The organism is uncultured Sulfuricurvum sp. (assembly GCF_937936435.1).
Taxonomy (GTDB): Bacteria; Campylobacterota; Campylobacteria; order Campylobacterales; family Sulfurimonadaceae; genus Sulfuricurvum.
Genome location: NZ_CALDDG010000130.1, coordinates 16,294 through 31,088, shown reverse-complemented (window position 1 = coordinate 31,088; position 14,795 = coordinate 16,294). Strand labels below are relative to the sequence as shown.

Annotated in this window: 16 protein-coding genes; 8 read left to right on the top strand and 8 right to left on the bottom strand. The window is 45.5% G+C overall.

The window, feature by feature from the left end; all coding sequences use genetic code 11:
* Positions 1-56: 56 nt before the first annotated feature.
* Genes Q0389_RS12345 through Q0389_RS12310 form a run of 8 tightly spaced genes read right to left on the bottom strand, consistent with a single transcriptional unit; the run spans position 57 to position 8,118 of the window.
* Positions 57-1,274, bottom strand: coding sequence for a type II secretion system F family protein (locus Q0389_RS12345; RefSeq protein ID WP_298694584.1), 1,218 nt, complete (start codon positions 1,272-1,274; stop codon positions 57-59).
* The gene (locus Q0389_RS12340; protein WP_298694582.1) at positions 1,274-2,788 is read right to left on the bottom strand and encodes a GspE/PulE family protein; all 1,515 of its coding nucleotides are present in this window, start codon (positions 2,786-2,788) and stop codon (positions 1,274-1,276) included. The genes Q0389_RS12345 and Q0389_RS12340 overlap by 1 nt, the downstream gene beginning before the upstream one ends.
* Complete coding sequence (locus tag Q0389_RS12335; protein ID WP_298694580.1) at positions 2,785-4,389, bottom strand: secretin N-terminal domain-containing protein; 1,605 nt, start codon at positions 4,387-4,389, stop codon at positions 2,785-2,787. Before Q0389_RS12335 ends, Q0389_RS12340 begins: the two co-directional genes overlap by 4 nt.
* On the bottom strand, positions 4,373-5,191 hold the full coding sequence (locus Q0389_RS12330; RefSeq protein ID WP_298694578.1) for a hypothetical protein: 819 nt from the start codon (positions 5,189-5,191) through the stop codon (positions 4,373-4,375). The genes Q0389_RS12335 and Q0389_RS12330 overlap by 17 nt, the downstream gene beginning before the upstream one ends.
* Positions 5,175-5,687, bottom strand: coding sequence for a hypothetical protein (locus Q0389_RS12325; protein WP_298694576.1), 513 nt, complete (start codon positions 5,685-5,687; stop codon positions 5,175-5,177). Before Q0389_RS12325 ends, Q0389_RS12330 begins: the two co-directional genes overlap by 17 nt.
* A complete protein-coding gene (locus tag Q0389_RS12320) occupies positions 5,684-6,085 on the bottom strand; it encodes a hypothetical protein (protein WP_298694575.1) in 402 nt (133 codons plus the stop codon). The genes Q0389_RS12325 and Q0389_RS12320 overlap by 4 nt, the downstream gene beginning before the upstream one ends.
* Complete coding sequence (locus Q0389_RS12315; RefSeq protein WP_298694573.1) at positions 6,082-7,209, bottom strand: hypothetical protein; 1,128 nt, start codon at positions 7,207-7,209, stop codon at positions 6,082-6,084. Before Q0389_RS12315 ends, Q0389_RS12320 begins: the two co-directional genes overlap by 4 nt.
* Complete coding sequence (locus Q0389_RS12310) at positions 7,210-8,118, bottom strand: hypothetical protein (RefSeq protein ID WP_298694571.1); 909 nt, start codon at positions 8,116-8,118, stop codon at positions 7,210-7,212.
* Between the two features lie 132 nt (positions 8,119-8,250).
* Here Q0389_RS12310 and gspG point away from each other — a divergent pair, with 132 nt between their 5' ends.
* The 8 genes from gspG to Q0389_RS12270 all read left to right on the top strand — a co-directional run bounded on the left by gspG (position 8,251) and on the right by Q0389_RS12270 (position 14,741).
* A complete protein-coding gene (gspG, locus tag Q0389_RS12305) occupies positions 8,251-8,682 on the top strand; it encodes a type II secretion system major pseudopilin GspG (protein WP_298694570.1) in 432 nt (143 codons plus the stop codon).
* Positions 8,682-9,230 carry a type II secretion system protein gene (locus Q0389_RS12300; protein ID WP_298694569.1) on the top strand — a complete coding sequence of 183 codons (549 nt, stop codon included), beginning with the start codon at positions 8,682-8,684 and terminating at the stop codon, positions 9,228-9,230. The genes gspG and Q0389_RS12300 overlap by 1 nt, the downstream gene beginning before the upstream one ends.
* A complete protein-coding gene (locus Q0389_RS12295; protein WP_298694568.1) occupies positions 9,217-9,657 on the top strand; it encodes a type II secretion system protein in 441 nt (146 codons plus the stop codon). Before Q0389_RS12300 ends, Q0389_RS12295 begins: the two co-directional genes overlap by 14 nt.
* Positions 9,654-10,157 (top strand): type II secretion system protein J, encoded by a 504-nt coding sequence (locus Q0389_RS12290; protein ID WP_298694565.1) that lies wholly within the window; start codon positions 9,654-9,656, stop codon positions 10,155-10,157. The genes Q0389_RS12295 and Q0389_RS12290 overlap by 4 nt, the downstream gene beginning before the upstream one ends.
* 124 nt (positions 10,158-10,281) lie before the next feature.
* Complete coding sequence (locus Q0389_RS12285; RefSeq protein WP_298694563.1) at positions 10,282-12,585, top strand: alkaline phosphatase PhoX; 2,304 nt, start codon at positions 10,282-10,284, stop codon at positions 12,583-12,585.
* A 75-nt stretch (positions 12,586-12,660) separates the two neighbouring features.
* A complete protein-coding gene (locus Q0389_RS12280; protein ID WP_298694561.1) occupies positions 12,661-13,851 on the top strand; it encodes a cytochrome c peroxidase in 1,191 nt (396 codons plus the stop codon).
* A gap of 2 nt (positions 13,852-13,853) precedes the next feature.
* Positions 13,854-14,279, top strand: coding sequence for a lytic transglycosylase domain-containing protein (locus Q0389_RS12275; RefSeq protein WP_298694559.1), 426 nt, complete (start codon positions 13,854-13,856; stop codon positions 14,277-14,279).
* A 51-nt stretch (positions 14,280-14,330) separates the two neighbouring features.
* On the top strand, positions 14,331-14,741 hold the full coding sequence (locus tag Q0389_RS12270) for a rhodanese-like domain-containing protein (RefSeq protein ID WP_298694557.1): 411 nt from the start codon (positions 14,331-14,333) through the stop codon (positions 14,739-14,741).
* The last annotated feature ends 54 nt before the right edge of the window (positions 14,742-14,795 follow it).

The window sequence follows — 14,795 nt, the reverse complement described above, 5'->3', positions numbered from 1 at the left end:
GTGTAATATTGGATCATTACCGCGCGATAACGTTTTGGTTACAAAATGATTAGAATTTATCCAAGATTTAGCGAAAAAATAGGCAGCAGCATCGCCGTGACGATCACGCCGATGATCGAACCGATCAAAAGCATCAATGTCGGTTCCAGTAAAGCCAGAAAAACACCGATTCGTTCTCGGTTCGCCTCCATATACAACTGTGCGAGATGTTCGAGCATCGAAGAGACCTCACTCGTCTCTTCTCCGATCGATACGGCTTCGATAAAAGACGAATCGATTGGATAAAAAGTGTTTTGATGCAATGCTTTGGACAATGAAGCCCCTTCCACAATTTTGCCCGATGCCTCTTCGAATACCTCTTTGATCACTTCGGAAGAGAGGGTAATACAAGAGAGTTTGATCGTATTGACAACAGGAATTCCCGAACGGATCAACAAAGCCGAAATGGTGCAAAAACGTGCCAGATCTCCGGTTTCGATCATTTTTCCAATGACCGGAAAGTTGAGTAAAAATCGGTGTATCCTTTTTTTAAACGTATGATTACGTGCCATCTGATAAATGAACCATCCGCTGAGCATCGTAATACCTGCCAACATCACAAACCAGTATTGTGCAAAAAGGTTCGAAAGATCGATGATCCACTGCGTCAGAGTCGGTAACGCCTGCCCCGTCGTCTCGAAGACCGATGTAATCTTCGGCACCACTACACTGAGCATAAACGAGAGCATCAAAATCGAAACCACAATAATAAAAGAGGGATAGATCATTGCCTGCCGAAGCTGTTTGTTGATCTTCTCCTGTACTGACAGATACGAAGAGAGTTCATTTAATACTTCGGCCAATATCCCCCTGTCCTCCGATATTTTCAACGTTCCGATATAAAACGTCGGCAGAGTAAAAAAATCCTGATTTTCCAATGCCTGAGCAAAGCTTTTTCCCTCATGGATCGAAGCGATCAGCGTCTCATAAAAACGCTGCAAACGGCTGTTGTGTTCGTGTTGGTATTTCATCAGACTCAACGCGCGTACCAACGGAATCCCGGCGTTTAGGTAGACGGCAATATCACGGCTCAGCGTCGAGAGCAAAGATGTCGGTATCTCTTTACGCTTGAAGAGGGATAAAACGGCTCCCATGGCAGATGCATTCAGTGAAATATCGGAAAATAAAATCCCCTGGGCTTTAAGCCTTTTTTTCGCGTCGTCGAGATTAGCCGCTTCAATCGCAGACTTGACCGGTTTTCCCGAAGTATCGATCCCTTTATAAAAAAACTCCATCAGGCTTCCCGTACTCCGACACGGATGATCTCGTCAAAACTCGTAATCCCTTCTCTAAGCAGTCCGATCAGCTGATCGGGGAGAAGCTTCATCCCGCGTTCTTTCATCATTTGGCGGATTTCATGGTCGTTCTGGGCGCTTTTGAGCACCTCCCTAAGCGCATCGTCGATCAGCATAAACTCTCCGATCGCTATGCGTCCGCTGTAGCCCGTATGGTGACATTCGCTGCATCCTCTGGGTTTGGAAACCTTCACGCCATACTCGATATGCAGATCGTCCGCCTCCGCATCGCTGAGAATCACCGTCTCTTTGCAATGCGGACACAAGCGGCGAACCAGCCGCTGTGCCAATACTCCAAGCAGCGTCGAAGTGATCAGAAACTTATCGATCCCCATGTCTGAAAGACGGGTGATAGCGGCAGTAGCATTGTTCGTATGAAGAGTCGAGAGGACCAAATGCCCCGTCATCGCCGCCTGAGTCGCTATCTGCGCCGTTTCGGAATCGCGTATCTCACCGACCATGATGACATCCGGGTCCTGACGTAAAATAGAGCGCAAACCGCTTGCAAACGTCAACCCCGCTTTGGTATTGACGGCGATTTGGCTCACATGCGGCGCATCGTATTCGACCGGGTCCTCGATCGAAAGGATATTTTTCTCCGGTGTTGCCAACTGCTGTAAAAACGAATGAAGCGTCGTCGATTTTCCGCTTCCGGTCGGTCCGGTTACGAGAATGATTCCGTGGGAAAATTTGAGCAGCTCTTCAAACTGCGCCGTCGTGGAGTCGTCGAACCCGAGTTCGCTTAGTGTCGGGATTGACGATGCCTGCATCAGTAATCGCAGTACGACCCGCTCACCGTGGTACGTCGGCAGAACCGATACCCGGATGTCGAGATTTTTCCCGGCAACTTTAACCTGTGTCCGTCCGTCCTGCGGAAGCCGCTTTTCGGAGATATCGAGTGCGGAGATAACCTTGATCCGGCTGATAATCAGATCGATGATATTTTTGTCCAGATCGATATGTTTGATCAGAGCGCCGTCGATCCGGAAACGAACCTCCCCTTTTTTCTCATGGGTCTCGATATGGATATCGCTCGCTTTGCGCTTGATTGCCTGATAAAAAATCGTATTGACGAATTTGATAATCGGTGCGGACTCTTCACTGGTGAGCAAATCGGCCGAATTTTTGATGAAATCGACGAGGGAGAGCTCTTCGTCGATCAGCTCGGCCGAATGGGCCGTACTTTGGGATATCTCACTGTCGGTGCGGTATTCCAAGAACTTCAAATAGAGATTTTCGTATCCCTCGTTACCCAAACGCGCAAGCGGATACTCCATGCCCAGTTTGTTGTAGAGCTGCAAGGCACCCGTATTTTCCGTTTCGGGGACGATTGCGTATGCCTCCTCTTCATAACGGCAGAACAAAAGGGAGTAGCGGATGCACAAAGCGACATCGACCTCATCGGGACAATAAAATCCGATACGTGTTTCATCCAAATACGGTAGTGTTATCATCGGTTCGAATCGGCTTTTTTCTCAATATTTTTGGTTATGTTGTCGACATATTTCGCTTCGATGGCATCGAGCTCGCTGAGCTGATGGCGAAGTCCGCTCAGATCGCCGCTCTTTTCAACGATATAAGGGGTCAGAATAATGACGAGATTGATCTTGTCCTGAGCGTTGGATGTATCTTTAAACAGATTCCCCAGTACCGGAATATCTCCGAGCAGAGGAACCTTGGTATCGACATGATCGTTTTTTTCGCGGATCAATCCCCCGATGATGACGCTTTCACCGTTATTGACTATTGCCGAAGTTAGCACTTCCCTCTTCGTTGTACTCGGACGGTCTACGATGGAGTTAGGTTCGATATCTTCGAGTTTTGCATTGACCGCCAAGAGGACTTTGTTGTCATTGGAGAGACGGGGCTTGATCTTGAGAGTCAGACCGATATCCTGACGGGTATAGTTCTCCTGCGTCAGTCCGGTTCCCGTCAGCGTCGTCCCCGAACTGATCGATTCGGTTTTACCGACATAGATGGAAGATTCCTGATTGTCGATACACAAGATAGAGGGCTCCGAGAGGATATCTGCCGCTCCGTTCGTATTTAAAAGGGCGATGTTCGCCCCCAAAGCGATCCCGCTCGTAAGCGTCGGTATACTGATGGCATTGACCAGTGCCGAATCAAGCGATACCGCCGACACCGTACCATCCCCCAGCGACGTATCAAACGACAGCATTCCGTTGGAACCGACACTCCCCCCCGAAAGACCGTATTTGATTCCCACCTCTTTGGAACGGTTCTCGCTGATCTCGATGATCTTCGCCCGAACGTATACCTGCTGACGGTCATGATCGAGGCTGATAACCGTCTTCTCGAGACTTTTATAGAGTTCGTCGCTGCTGATAATCACCAAAGAATTGGTCGCATCGTCGCTCGTGATGCTCGGCGGTTGCTGTCCGGGGATCAGAGTCATCTTCCCGATGATCGTGTTAAGCGTCGTCACCAGCGATTTGGCATCCGCGTTTTTGAGCGGAATAACATGGGTAGTATTGGCAATCGTCGCATCTTGCACATCCAACACTTTCATCGCTCTTTCGATCGTCGCTATCGTATCCGGGAAATCGGTCACGATCACGTCATTGGACTCTTTTGAGAAGGTAATCTTGCCGTTTTTACTCAGAAAATGTTTGATCTTCGTCCCCATACTCTCCGCCGTCGAGAAATGGGAATTGAAAATCCGCGTCTGCATCTGCGGAATATCGCTTTTTTCCATAAACGGCAGATTCATCTGCGTAGCATCCGCTATCTTGACGACGTTTAAAAATCCTCCCCCCGTATCCACCAACGTATAACCCTTCGATTCGAGTGTCGTCTGCAACAGACGGTACAGCTCTTTTTTCGTAATCGCTTTGTTTCCGACATAGGTGATCGTACCGGGAATCTCCTCGCCGATAAAGATATTCTGATGGGTCGATGCCGCCACCAGTTTGATGAGGTCGGTGATCTTCATCCCATCCACCGACAAGGCGATCTTCTCCTGTTTGTGAGGAGCTGCGATCAAAAGTGCGGAAGTGAAAATAAACCCCACAAAAAATTTAGCGTGTGATTTCATACAGAAGATCCTTATGTTGATTATTGCGCACTACCGTGATGCAGATGCTTTTCATGTGCGGTACCTGATTATAAACACCCAATACGTCTGCATACGATTCGAGTTTCTTGTTGTTGACCGACTCGATCACATCCCCTTGAATTACCCCGAGCTGTGCAAAAACGGAATCCGAAGCGATACGTTCTACCTTGAATCCTGCAATCTTGTCTCCGCTGCGTACATCGCGGATAGAGATGGTCTTTAAAAGATTTTGGATGTTGTTCATCCCTTCGATCAGACGAGTATGGGTAATCGTATGCCATTCCCCCTCTCCGTCCGCATTCGTATCGTCCAGAGTGAGCGTCACCGATTGCTCCGTTTCCAGATTATCCTGATATCCGAGTCGAAGACGGTAGTTTTTGCCGTGTCCGCGAAAAATAGCCGCTTCATCGTTCATCCCGACCAGACGAAACGTATTTTTATAGATTCCGTGCAGCGGAACGATCAGACTCTCCCGTCCGTCATCGATCGTCACGAACGAACCCTCTTCGGAACGGAATATCGCTTTTACCTGATGGGGGCTCGGCACGAGCGTCGTTTTCGTAACCGTTTTGCCCTTCCCTCCCCGAACGTATTTAGGCAAAGCAAACTTGTCTCCGAAACGAAATATCTCGAAAAATCCTTCCTCGTTTTGAGCATACCCTTCTTGCGGTGCGGAGGACAGAAACATACTTCCCGCAGAGCTCAGCGTCCATATCACCGCAACCGGGAGAGCATAGGTGTTAAAACGGCTTAGAAAGCTCTCGTTAAAAATCGGATTCATAGACAAGCTTCTCCTTTTCCGCGCGGAGTTTGGAGACAAGTACCGCATAGGCCCGCAACTGTGCCGTCCGGTCAAATTCGAGGCGTATTTTTCCCTTAATCGGATCGATGATGCCGTGACACTCCCCAAATTCGCCCCGCCCTTCGATCCGGATGCTTAGCGGATGGATCAGCGAATAGACAAACTCGATCTCATCAATCTTGCCGGGGAAAAAGAGTTTGTATTCGGGAGATACTTCAATCGAACTAAATACCAGCCGGTTCGAGACGATCCACGGAGCAATCCGTATCCGCTCTATCGTCGCAATCGCAGAATGATCGAGGATTACACTCACCCCGTCCGCATCAAAATAAAAAAATCGGTTATTCAAAGTTTCGTTCGCAAAATAGAGATGATACGGTTCCAGCGACCGCTCCATCGTGTAATAGAGTTTTTCTTTCGGAATCAGTACGATAAGCACCGCAAGAATATAAAGCAGATAAACTAAGCGCTTCACGATTCGATCTCCACGCTGATCGAACCTTTTGAACTTCCGTTTTTCTTCAGGCTCAATTTTTTGACGGTCAACATCGAATTGAGAATTTTATTAGTTATCCGATCGAATTCCGATGCGGAGAGATTATCGAATTCGAAAACGTAGTTCCCTCCGCGTTTCTCCTCTTTTAAAAGCTTCGGATGATGTTTTAAAAAATCAAAGGTCTCCTGCGATGACGCAATCGAATGACGTTCTTTGATCCGTTCGTATTCTTGGGCCTGACGTTGCAGCTGTGTATATGAGTCCAATATTTCGTTATAACGGCTATTTTCCCATACCAAACCGATAACACCCGATACGATCAAAACACTGAGAAAACCGACACCGATAAGCAACGATTTTTGAGCGGGATTTTTCATGGCAGTCGAACCTCCAAACGATGGCCTGTTTGTTGAAAACGGGCTTTTTTAAACCGTTTAGCAAACTCGTGCTTTAGGGTTTCGCCCCTGTCTGTGTTCACGAGCACTTTTAGGATATTTCCCTCATAGCTCAACTCCTGAAAACTCTCTTCTGGCGGTACACTCTCAGCACCGTTTACTTTGCCGTCGATCAGCAGCTGATTCGCCTCGCCGGGTTTCGAGCCCGGAATCAGGACTATTCCTGCCAAAGCCGCAGAAGGTTTTGGAAGAGACTGCGGTCCTTCCTTCCATGTTGCCATAGGGATATCCTTGAGTTTAAAACATTGTTCGCGCAGTCGAAGCTGTTTCTCCTCTTTGTGCTTCAAAGAATCCAATATCACCTCCCGTTCGATCGACGTACTGCTGAGATGAGACGATTCAAGAAGCGTATCGTAGCGCTGGATCAATTGTCGCGTTGCCGTATGCGTCTGAAAAATTTGAAGACCGATATTGATAAGAAAAAGCGCTAAAACAACCGCTGTCATTTTCAACGTTTTCGGAGAGATCGTTCCCGAAGAGACGGCTTCGGCGGAAAAACTCGGATAATCGTATCTGGGGCGTTGCAGACTTTCACTCAGATCAAGCGCGTGTTCGGTATTCACATACGCCCCGTCCATCTCGACCACAATCCCATCAGAACAACTTAGATAGCGTCCGTTAGGCAAGCGGATCGGGTTAGGTTCATCGTCAAAAATCCACTGCGCAAACGTCACTCTGAGCCTTTCGGAACGCTCGATGAGGTCCGGCCATTTCTCATTGATTCGTGCAGGGTCGTACGCGATCAACACAAAACGGTTCTCGCCCGTTTTTTTGGCCTGATACCGATAGTGTGATCCCAGATCAAAGAGCGCGGCGGCATAGCGGATCGCCTCGGAAGACGATGAGACGTTTAACGAGGCTTCCATAGCCCAATATTCGCTAGGCGGAATAACCGCTAGCGCATTGCTTTCGGGAGACGTTTCTCTTTCACCGAGATAGTAAAGGGGCCGAGGCGGACACAGCCACTGTGCCAATTGCGGTAAACGACGACAATATGAACGTACAATCTGTTTCGTTACCGTAATGAAGTTGCTGTTTATCCGCATTTACAAGAACTCGACATCATGAATTTTTTTCTCTAAAACGTTGTATTGAAACACGATGTGTTGCGAACGGCTGTTTTCTTCTAGATGCAGATCGCATACAAGATCGTACGAGAGCGTGTCGTCATATACAAAAAAATAGGTATCGAATACATCGGACAATGAACCTTCCGCACTCACCGCTTCCTCTTTCGACGTAAATGCCTTCGTTCGATACAGAGTCATCTGACGCACTTTTTCGGCAGAAAGATTCGGCAATATCAGTGAAAGCGTTTCAGGATTCGCCGCATTCAAATCGACGCGTTCCCCTTCAAAACCGATATATTTTTTCCACGGTATCCGCAGAATGCTTTTATCCCGCGTCAATGCCAGATAACGCTCGACAATCTCTTCAAACTGATTCATATCGGCGATGGCACCGTTTTTAAAATCGGGGCGGTTCCACCCGATCTCGCTTTGGGCAAATCGTTCCGTATAATCCGTATCAATACTATCTAATATGAGTTTTGTAAACGTATCGCTGTCGCTGATCGGATAGAGTTCGAAAATCCGCATATAGGCTTTCATATACGCTTCGTTTATCGTCCCATCTTCGTTCACGAGCCGATTGATATTGAGCTTGGTATAAGGAGATGCCAGGGTAGCGTTCAAAATAAAATCTCGTTTGTCCGATTCGATTCGAAACGGAATGCGCATCGCGATATCGAGATCTTCAGCCGTCTTGACGTTTGAAAGCAAGGAAGGGAGTTGGCTTTCGAGTTCATTGACGATACGCATTGACGACGTCTGTACAAAACCTCTGTCCGCCAGTTCCGAAAGATGCGAATTTTTGTGTAATACCAAAGTAACGATCCCCATCATTACGGTGATTAGCAACAGTGTCATCATGAGGACGATTCCGCGTCTGTTCATCCGAAAATTCATCTTTTTGCATGTTTTATAAGCAGAAGCTTAACAAAGCAAATGTTACAAAGATTACGAACGCCGTATCCTCAAATCGTTATAATTCAAGCATATTTTCACATATAGCACGGAGAATTAAGCATGACGAGCAGACGCGTACGCAGAGGATTTACCCTGATAGAAATCATGGTTGTAATCATCATTTTGGGATTGTTGGCAGCATTTGTAATTCCGAATATTACGGGCAAAAGCGAGGAAGCCAAACAAAAATTGGTGTGTGTTCAGATGAAAAGCCTAAATGAAAGCCTTAAAATGTTCAAAGTGGACAACGGCAGTTACCCTACGACCGAAGAGGGGCTGAAAGCACTGATCGACAATCCCGATCCCGATACCTATACCGGTTACTCTTCCAGCGGTTATATCGAAGGTAAAAATCTTCCGAAAGACCCGTGGGGACGAAACTATCTGTATCTCAATACCGATGATGCTATCGAATTGATCTCTTTGGGAAGCGATGGTAAAGAAGGCGGAAAAGATGCCGATAAGGATCAAAAACTCTCCGAGTGCCACTGATGCGATCTGCCCGGCGCGGGATGAGCCTTTTTGAATTGCTGATCGTTATGACCATCGTCGGTATCGTCTATTCCATAGGCATTTTTTCTATCAAGGCCGAAAAAGTGACCTCATCGAACATTTCTCTTAACGGAATCAAAAAAGCCCTTTTGGCATTGGACTACAATGGAAAACTCCGTCTTTTGTGCGACAACGAGTGCGAGAGTTGCCGTATTTATACCGGTGAAACGCAATCGTCTTCGATTCTCAAGCTCCCGGCACACCAGTCGATCCAACGATACGGGTTCAACCGTTTCGGCGATCTTGAACCTCTGGAAGCGGTTGTCTCCGATGAAAAAGACAAAATGGTCCAAGGATGCTTCGAATACACCCTCTACCCGGACGGGACATCCACGTTTCTCTTGCTCAAAAGCGGCGGTACTTTTTATCTCTATACACCGTTGGGAGGAGATGAACCGTTTGTCACTCAAAGCGAAGAGCGTTTAAAAGAGGAGCTCTTATCCGCCGCACGCTATCCTCTAAATAGTGATGATTATGCGCGCGAATAAAGCTTTTTCCCTTATGGAGACACTGGTCGCGGTAGTACTTGCTTCGATTACGGCTCTTGCTCTGTTACAAGCCGTTTCAAGCTCCTCAAAACACAGTGCCCGTATCATCGAAACGTATGACGAATCTTTGCTGAGCGGTCTCATCAGCAGTATGATATCAGATAATATTAGCGATACTCAGGATGCCTATGAACTTCTACAAGGACGCTATACGATCGATAATCCTGAAATTTCCGAGGCACTGAAGTCCTACACGTTCACGATCAAACGTTTTCCTGCCGAAATCATCGATCCCATGATGGGAAGCGATATACGTACCTCTACCGGTGCTTCGCTGAGCGGATATACGCTCTCCTTGCAAAAAATTCACATCGAAAGCCCAAACAGCCGAAAAACCATTTTCCGTATCGGTGGAGGGAATCTGTGAAACGGACGGCATTTACCCTGATCGAGTTACTGATATCCATCGTTTTATTCGGACTCATTACTGTTTTACTCTTCGGTACGATCGACAATCTGCGTACCCAAGTCGATTTTTATCAGGCTAAAGCAAAACACCTCTCCCAAAAAAATAGAGTCGTATCGCTTATACGGAGCGATTTTGACCGTGTTAAAACATTGATACTGCAAACGAACGGCGGAAAAAATTATATTACCGCCTCTTTGATCGGATCGGAACACTCTTTGTACGGTATCGATCATCCTTATGTCGTATGGGCAGTCCTGCAAGAAGGACACACCTTGATACGGTTGGAATCCGCATCGCCTATATCACTTCCGATCGATGGCGATAAACGCTATCTCATTCACAGCGACATTATTGGAAAAGAGTGTGCATTGTTTCGTATTTACGACTCCTCTTCACGTCGACTGATCTACGTCAAATTCGACAGTCAATCTCCGCTTGCTGTTGAAACCGCAAGATAATGTACGCCAACTCCGTTGATCCTAAACGAATCATGTTACAAAACGATAACATTACAGTAATAAAAATGTAATTCTCAATCCATACCATTCTCCGCTTTCAAAAAATCACGAGAGGGATTACATCATGCGTTTACGGACTTATTCTTTCGCAGCTGTTTCAGCTATTTTAGGTGCATCGTTTCTTATAGGATGCAACAGTGACGATTCAAACGTCCAAACCGGGACATTCGTCGATAGTCCCGTAAAAGGGCTTTATTATGTCAGCGGTAATCAAAAAGGGACTACCGATGCGGCCGGAACATTTAAATACGAAAAAGGGCAAACCGTCAAATTTTATCTCGGAGATGCCAACGGTATTTTGATCGGAGAAACAGAAGGTGCATCAACAATCACTCCTCTCGATCTTAGCAATGACGGTATTGATGGAACAAAAACAACCAACTTACTAATTTTACTTCAATCTTTAGATAAAGATGGAAACCCGGATGCGGGCGGCGGTATCGAAATTGATGCTAATAAAGCATTAAAAATCAAATCGATTAATTTGAGTGATGATGCCAACGTATCTGCTTCTCTTACAAATGCGGGAGCGACGCCGAAAACATCCAACGCAGCAAGAACGCATTTTCGTTCTACGCTTTCATCCCTCGCAACAACAGGAACTATTCCAGCCAACGCAACGGTCCTGAGCACTGAATTCGTAGGAATGGATGCACCGACTACCGCAGACAAGATGGATCATATCTATTCGGAAGCCTACGTATCCGTGCGTTACAGTGACGGTACACGTTTGATCCGTCCTATTGAATATACGACATTGATGAATACGGGCGATGTCATCGGTGGTACAACAGTTGGAGCAATCCTTGATGTAAATCAAAATCCGATTATGGATACAACTGCTACGCCAGCTATTCCTTTCGTCTCTGACACTCCGGACGGTCAAAGCGTTATGCAAATTGGTAACGCGATCCGTATGGTATCTCAGTTTGAATATGTAACGGCTGATAGCAGTGGAGCAAGCCGATACGGTATTTTACCTGCAATGATGAATCTCAGTACTCTGACTCAAGACAGCAACGGTGTACTTAGCGTTAGTTCAATCAAAAACATCGATACAAAAGATGTCGGCGGATTATGGATCACCTGTGCAGCCAGCATGACACCATGGACTACTCATCTAGGCAGTGAAGAATACGAGCCGGATGCAAATAAAGTAGAACAAGGAACTGGAACAGGTACCGATTCTCTTGGTGGACCGAATGCTTATTTCGGCGATACGACAACGGCAAATGTCTACAACTACGGATATATCCACGAAACGACAGTTGATTCATCAGGTAATACAGCTGTAAAAAAACACTATAGCATGGGACGATTCTCTCATGAACTCGCAGCCGTTATGCCGGATAACAAAACTGTCTATTTCGGAGACGATGGTTCTTATACCATGCTTTTCATGTATGTTGCTGACACGGCAGGGAATTTAAGTGCCGGTACGTTGTATGCCGCGAAATGGTCACAAACCAGTGATAGCACTGATCGTGCGGTAAAAGCAAATCTTTCATGGATCAAACTCGGTCATGCCACTGACGCTGCTGTCAAACAATTAATTACAGATAAAATCAAATTTAGCGATATTTTTGAGACTGCTTCATCGACTACTGGCGGTTATACCAAAATCAAAACCTATAAAGGTACAGAGTATCTTAAACTCAAATCTGGTATGGAATTTGCCGCAGCATTCCTCGAATCGCGTCGTTACGGAGCGTTGCTCGGTGCGACCAGTGAATTCAACAAAATGGAAGGGGTAACTGTCAACGCTAAAGACAAAAAAGTCTATATGGCTATTTCTAATATGAGCGGCGGTATGGCAACAAGTAGCAGTGATCCTGTCGATGATATCCATGCACCGGTTGAAAAAGCAGGAGCAGTATTCGAGCTTGGACTCACAGGTACACAAAAAGATACATCAAATACGACAATAGCTAGTGAATATGTAGCTACAACAATGAACGCTATTACTGCTCTGACAGGTCAGACTGTATCGGTTAAAGATGTATTTGGAAACAGTGCTGACGTTAATAAAGTTGCCAATCCGGATAATCTCAAATTCTCTGAAAAAATGCGTACGCTCTTCATCGGTGAAGACAGTGGAATGCACATTAATAACTTTGTCTGGGCATACAACGTTGACACGAAAAAATTCTCTCGTATCCTCTCTAACACAGCCGGAGCCGAAGCAACAGGTCTTCAGGCTATCGATGAGCTAGGAGGACATGGATATATTATGTCCAGCATTCAGCATCCAGGTGATGCATTGCTTGTCGACTGGGACGCGTCAAATTCTATTGTTCAGTCTCTAAACAGCACAATTAATAAGAAAAAAGCATCTATCGGATATATGAAAATCCCTGTTATGCGTTAAATACACCTCCCTATGGGGAGGTTCTCTTTTCAATACGGTTCATTCGAAGAGCCGTATTCAAAAGAGAAGGATATTATGAAAAATTTAGCATTCTATAAACTGGGAACCGTGATAGCAGTTTTTCTTATTGTGATTTACGGGTGCGGCGGTAACGAAGAAAACAATGAGAACAATACCTCTGAAACAGAAACTAATTCTAGTGTTATATCTGAAAAAGTCACTATTGAAGAAAAAATAGCACTCGGAGAAACAATTTTCTTTGACACTAACCTTTCGGAACCATTAGGCCAAGGATGTGTAAGTTGCCATAATCCTGATGCAGGATTTGCTAATCCCAATCATGATTTTGCAACCTCTGAAGGGGCTGTCCCAGGTCTATTTGCCGACCGTAATGCACCGAGTATTGCTTATTCACAGTATTCACCCGATTTTTATTTTGACGGTACAGACTATATTGGCGGACAATTTATGGACGGACGAGCCGCAACACTGGAAAAACAAGCCGGAGGTCCGCCGCTCAATCCTGTCGAAATGCACAATGCAACTATCCGTGAATATATCGATAAAATTGCCGCTTCTTCTTACTCTAGCGAATTTAAACGAATTTATGGTCAAACAATTTTCAATGATGAAAATGCCAGTTTTGCTGCTGTTGCCGACGCTTTAGCGACGTACGAGCGTTCTTCAAAAGTATCTCGATTTAGTTCTAAATTTGATGCATTTCAAAATAATAAAGTTACATTAACCGCACAAGAAAAACTCGGTCTAGACCTTTTTACAGGTAAAGCTAACTGTCATGTTTGCCATCCTATAGGCAACGAAGATTTGACTACAGTTCCTGCCCTCTTTACCGAATATGACTATGTTAATATCGGTGTTCCTAAAAATCCGGAAAACCCTTATTACAATATCCCTTCAGCCTACAATCCTGATGGAACCAATTTTGTTGATTTCGGACTATCCCGTAATCCTAAAGTAATAGCTGATGGTAAAATAGAGGAGAGCAAAGGTAAATTTAAAACACCTACACTCCGAAATGTAGAATTAACAGCCCCATATATGCATAACGGCGTCTTTAAAACTCTCAAAGAGGTAGTTGAATTCTATAATACCAGGGATACAAATACTTCACGATGGGGGCCAAGCGAAGTAAGCGAAAATATTGATGAAAAAACACTTGTCGGAGATTTAAAACTCACTAATGACGAAGTTGATGCACTGGTTGCATTTTTAAAAACACTTACAGATGGATATCAAATACCCTAATTATGAAAACATTAGCTATTTTGCTATTTATCTTTGCCACTCTTTTTGCCGATACGTCAGACTTTGACAGCTATTTCACAAGTGCGGGAGAACATTACAACATTCCGCCGCTGTTACTAAAAAATATCGCACGCATTGAAAGCGGCGGCAATCCGAACGCCGTTCGCCGAAACGATAACGGTACGAAAGACTACGGTCTTATGCAGATCAACTCGATCCACCTTCCTCGATTGCGCCAATGGGGGATCGACGACAAAAACATCATGGATCCGAAAATCAATATCTATGTCGGAAGCTGGCTCTTATCTAACCATATCAAAGAAAACGGATTCAATCTGCAAGCCATAGGCAATTACCATTCGAAAACACCGGTCTATAAAGAGCAATGGCTTCGTAAGCTTGTCATTGCGTTAAAAACCTCCAATTAGCCGAAATAGTTTATACTTGTATTTTCTATTATGATGGCAAAGGGGTCAAAAATGTCGAAAAAACAACTTACCAATCTCCTCTATTGGCTTGCAATCGCGGGAATGGGGCTCTATTTCGCCTATATGAAAGGGTGGATTTTTGCTAATTTCGAATCGGTAACGCCGCAGCAGGCCTATGCGATGATCCAAACCGACAAAACAATCCCGATTCTCGATGTCCGAACTCCTGAAGAGTACAATCAAGAGCATATAGAAGGATCGACTCTCATCCCCGTACAATCGCTAAGCGACAACCTTACCGCTCTTAAAAGCCTGAAAACACGTAAAATTCTTGTCTATTGCCATAGCGGAAACCGCAGTGCGGCCGCATCCCGCATCCTCTCCGATAACGGTTTTACCCCGATAAATATCAAAGGCGGAATCATCCAATGGAAAGCTGATGGGCTTACCCTCACCCACTAACAGGGAATTCGAAGCAATATTCTTTAATAATATCGCGGATAAAATCGGTAGGAG

What these genes read in the sequence shown, in the direction of transcription:
- Q0389_RS12345 (WP_298694584.1), bottom strand. Translation starts at nt 1,274, where the DNA reads ATGGAGTTTTTTTATAAAGGGATCGATACTTCGGGAAAACCGGTCAAG.
- Q0389_RS12340 (WP_298694582.1), bottom strand. Translation starts at nt 2,788, where the DNA reads ATGATAACACTACCGTATTTGGATGAAACACGTATCGGATTTTATTGT.
- Q0389_RS12335 (WP_298694580.1), bottom strand. Translation starts at nt 4,389, where the DNA reads ATGAAATCACACGCTAAATTTTTTGTGGGGTTTATTTTCACTTCCGCA.
- Q0389_RS12330 (WP_298694578.1), bottom strand. Translation starts at nt 5,191, where the DNA reads ATGAATCCGATTTTTAACGAGAGCTTTCTAAGCCGTTTTAACACCTAT.
- Q0389_RS12320 (WP_298694575.1), bottom strand. Translation starts at nt 6,085, where the DNA reads ATGAAAAATCCCGCTCAAAAATCGTTGCTTATCGGTGTCGGTTTTCTC.
- Q0389_RS12315 (WP_298694573.1), bottom strand. Translation starts at nt 7,209, where the DNA reads ATGCGGATAAACAGCAACTTCATTACGGTAACGAAACAGATTGTACGT.
- Q0389_RS12310 (WP_298694571.1), bottom strand. Translation starts at nt 8,118, where the DNA reads ATGAACAGACGCGGAATCGTCCTCATGATGACACTGTTGCTAATCACC.
- gspG (WP_298694570.1), top strand. Translation starts at nt 8,251, where the DNA reads ATGACGAGCAGACGCGTACGCAGAGGATTTACCCTGATAGAAATCATG.
- Q0389_RS12300 (WP_298694569.1), top strand. Translation starts at nt 8,682, where the DNA reads ATGCGATCTGCCCGGCGCGGGATGAGCCTTTTTGAATTGCTGATCGTT.
- Q0389_RS12295 (WP_298694568.1), top strand. Translation starts at nt 9,217, where the DNA reads ATGCGCGCGAATAAAGCTTTTTCCCTTATGGAGACACTGGTCGCGGTA.
- Q0389_RS12285 (WP_298694563.1), top strand. Translation starts at nt 10,282, where the DNA reads ATGCGTTTACGGACTTATTCTTTCGCAGCTGTTTCAGCTATTTTAGGT.
- Q0389_RS12280 (WP_298694561.1), top strand. Translation starts at nt 12,661, where the DNA reads ATGAAAAATTTAGCATTCTATAAACTGGGAACCGTGATAGCAGTTTTT.
- Q0389_RS12275 (WP_298694559.1), top strand. Translation starts at nt 13,854, where the DNA reads ATGAAAACATTAGCTATTTTGCTATTTATCTTTGCCACTCTTTTTGCC.
- Q0389_RS12270 (WP_298694557.1), top strand. Translation starts at nt 14,331, where the DNA reads ATGTCGAAAAAACAACTTACCAATCTCCTCTATTGGCTTGCAATCGCG.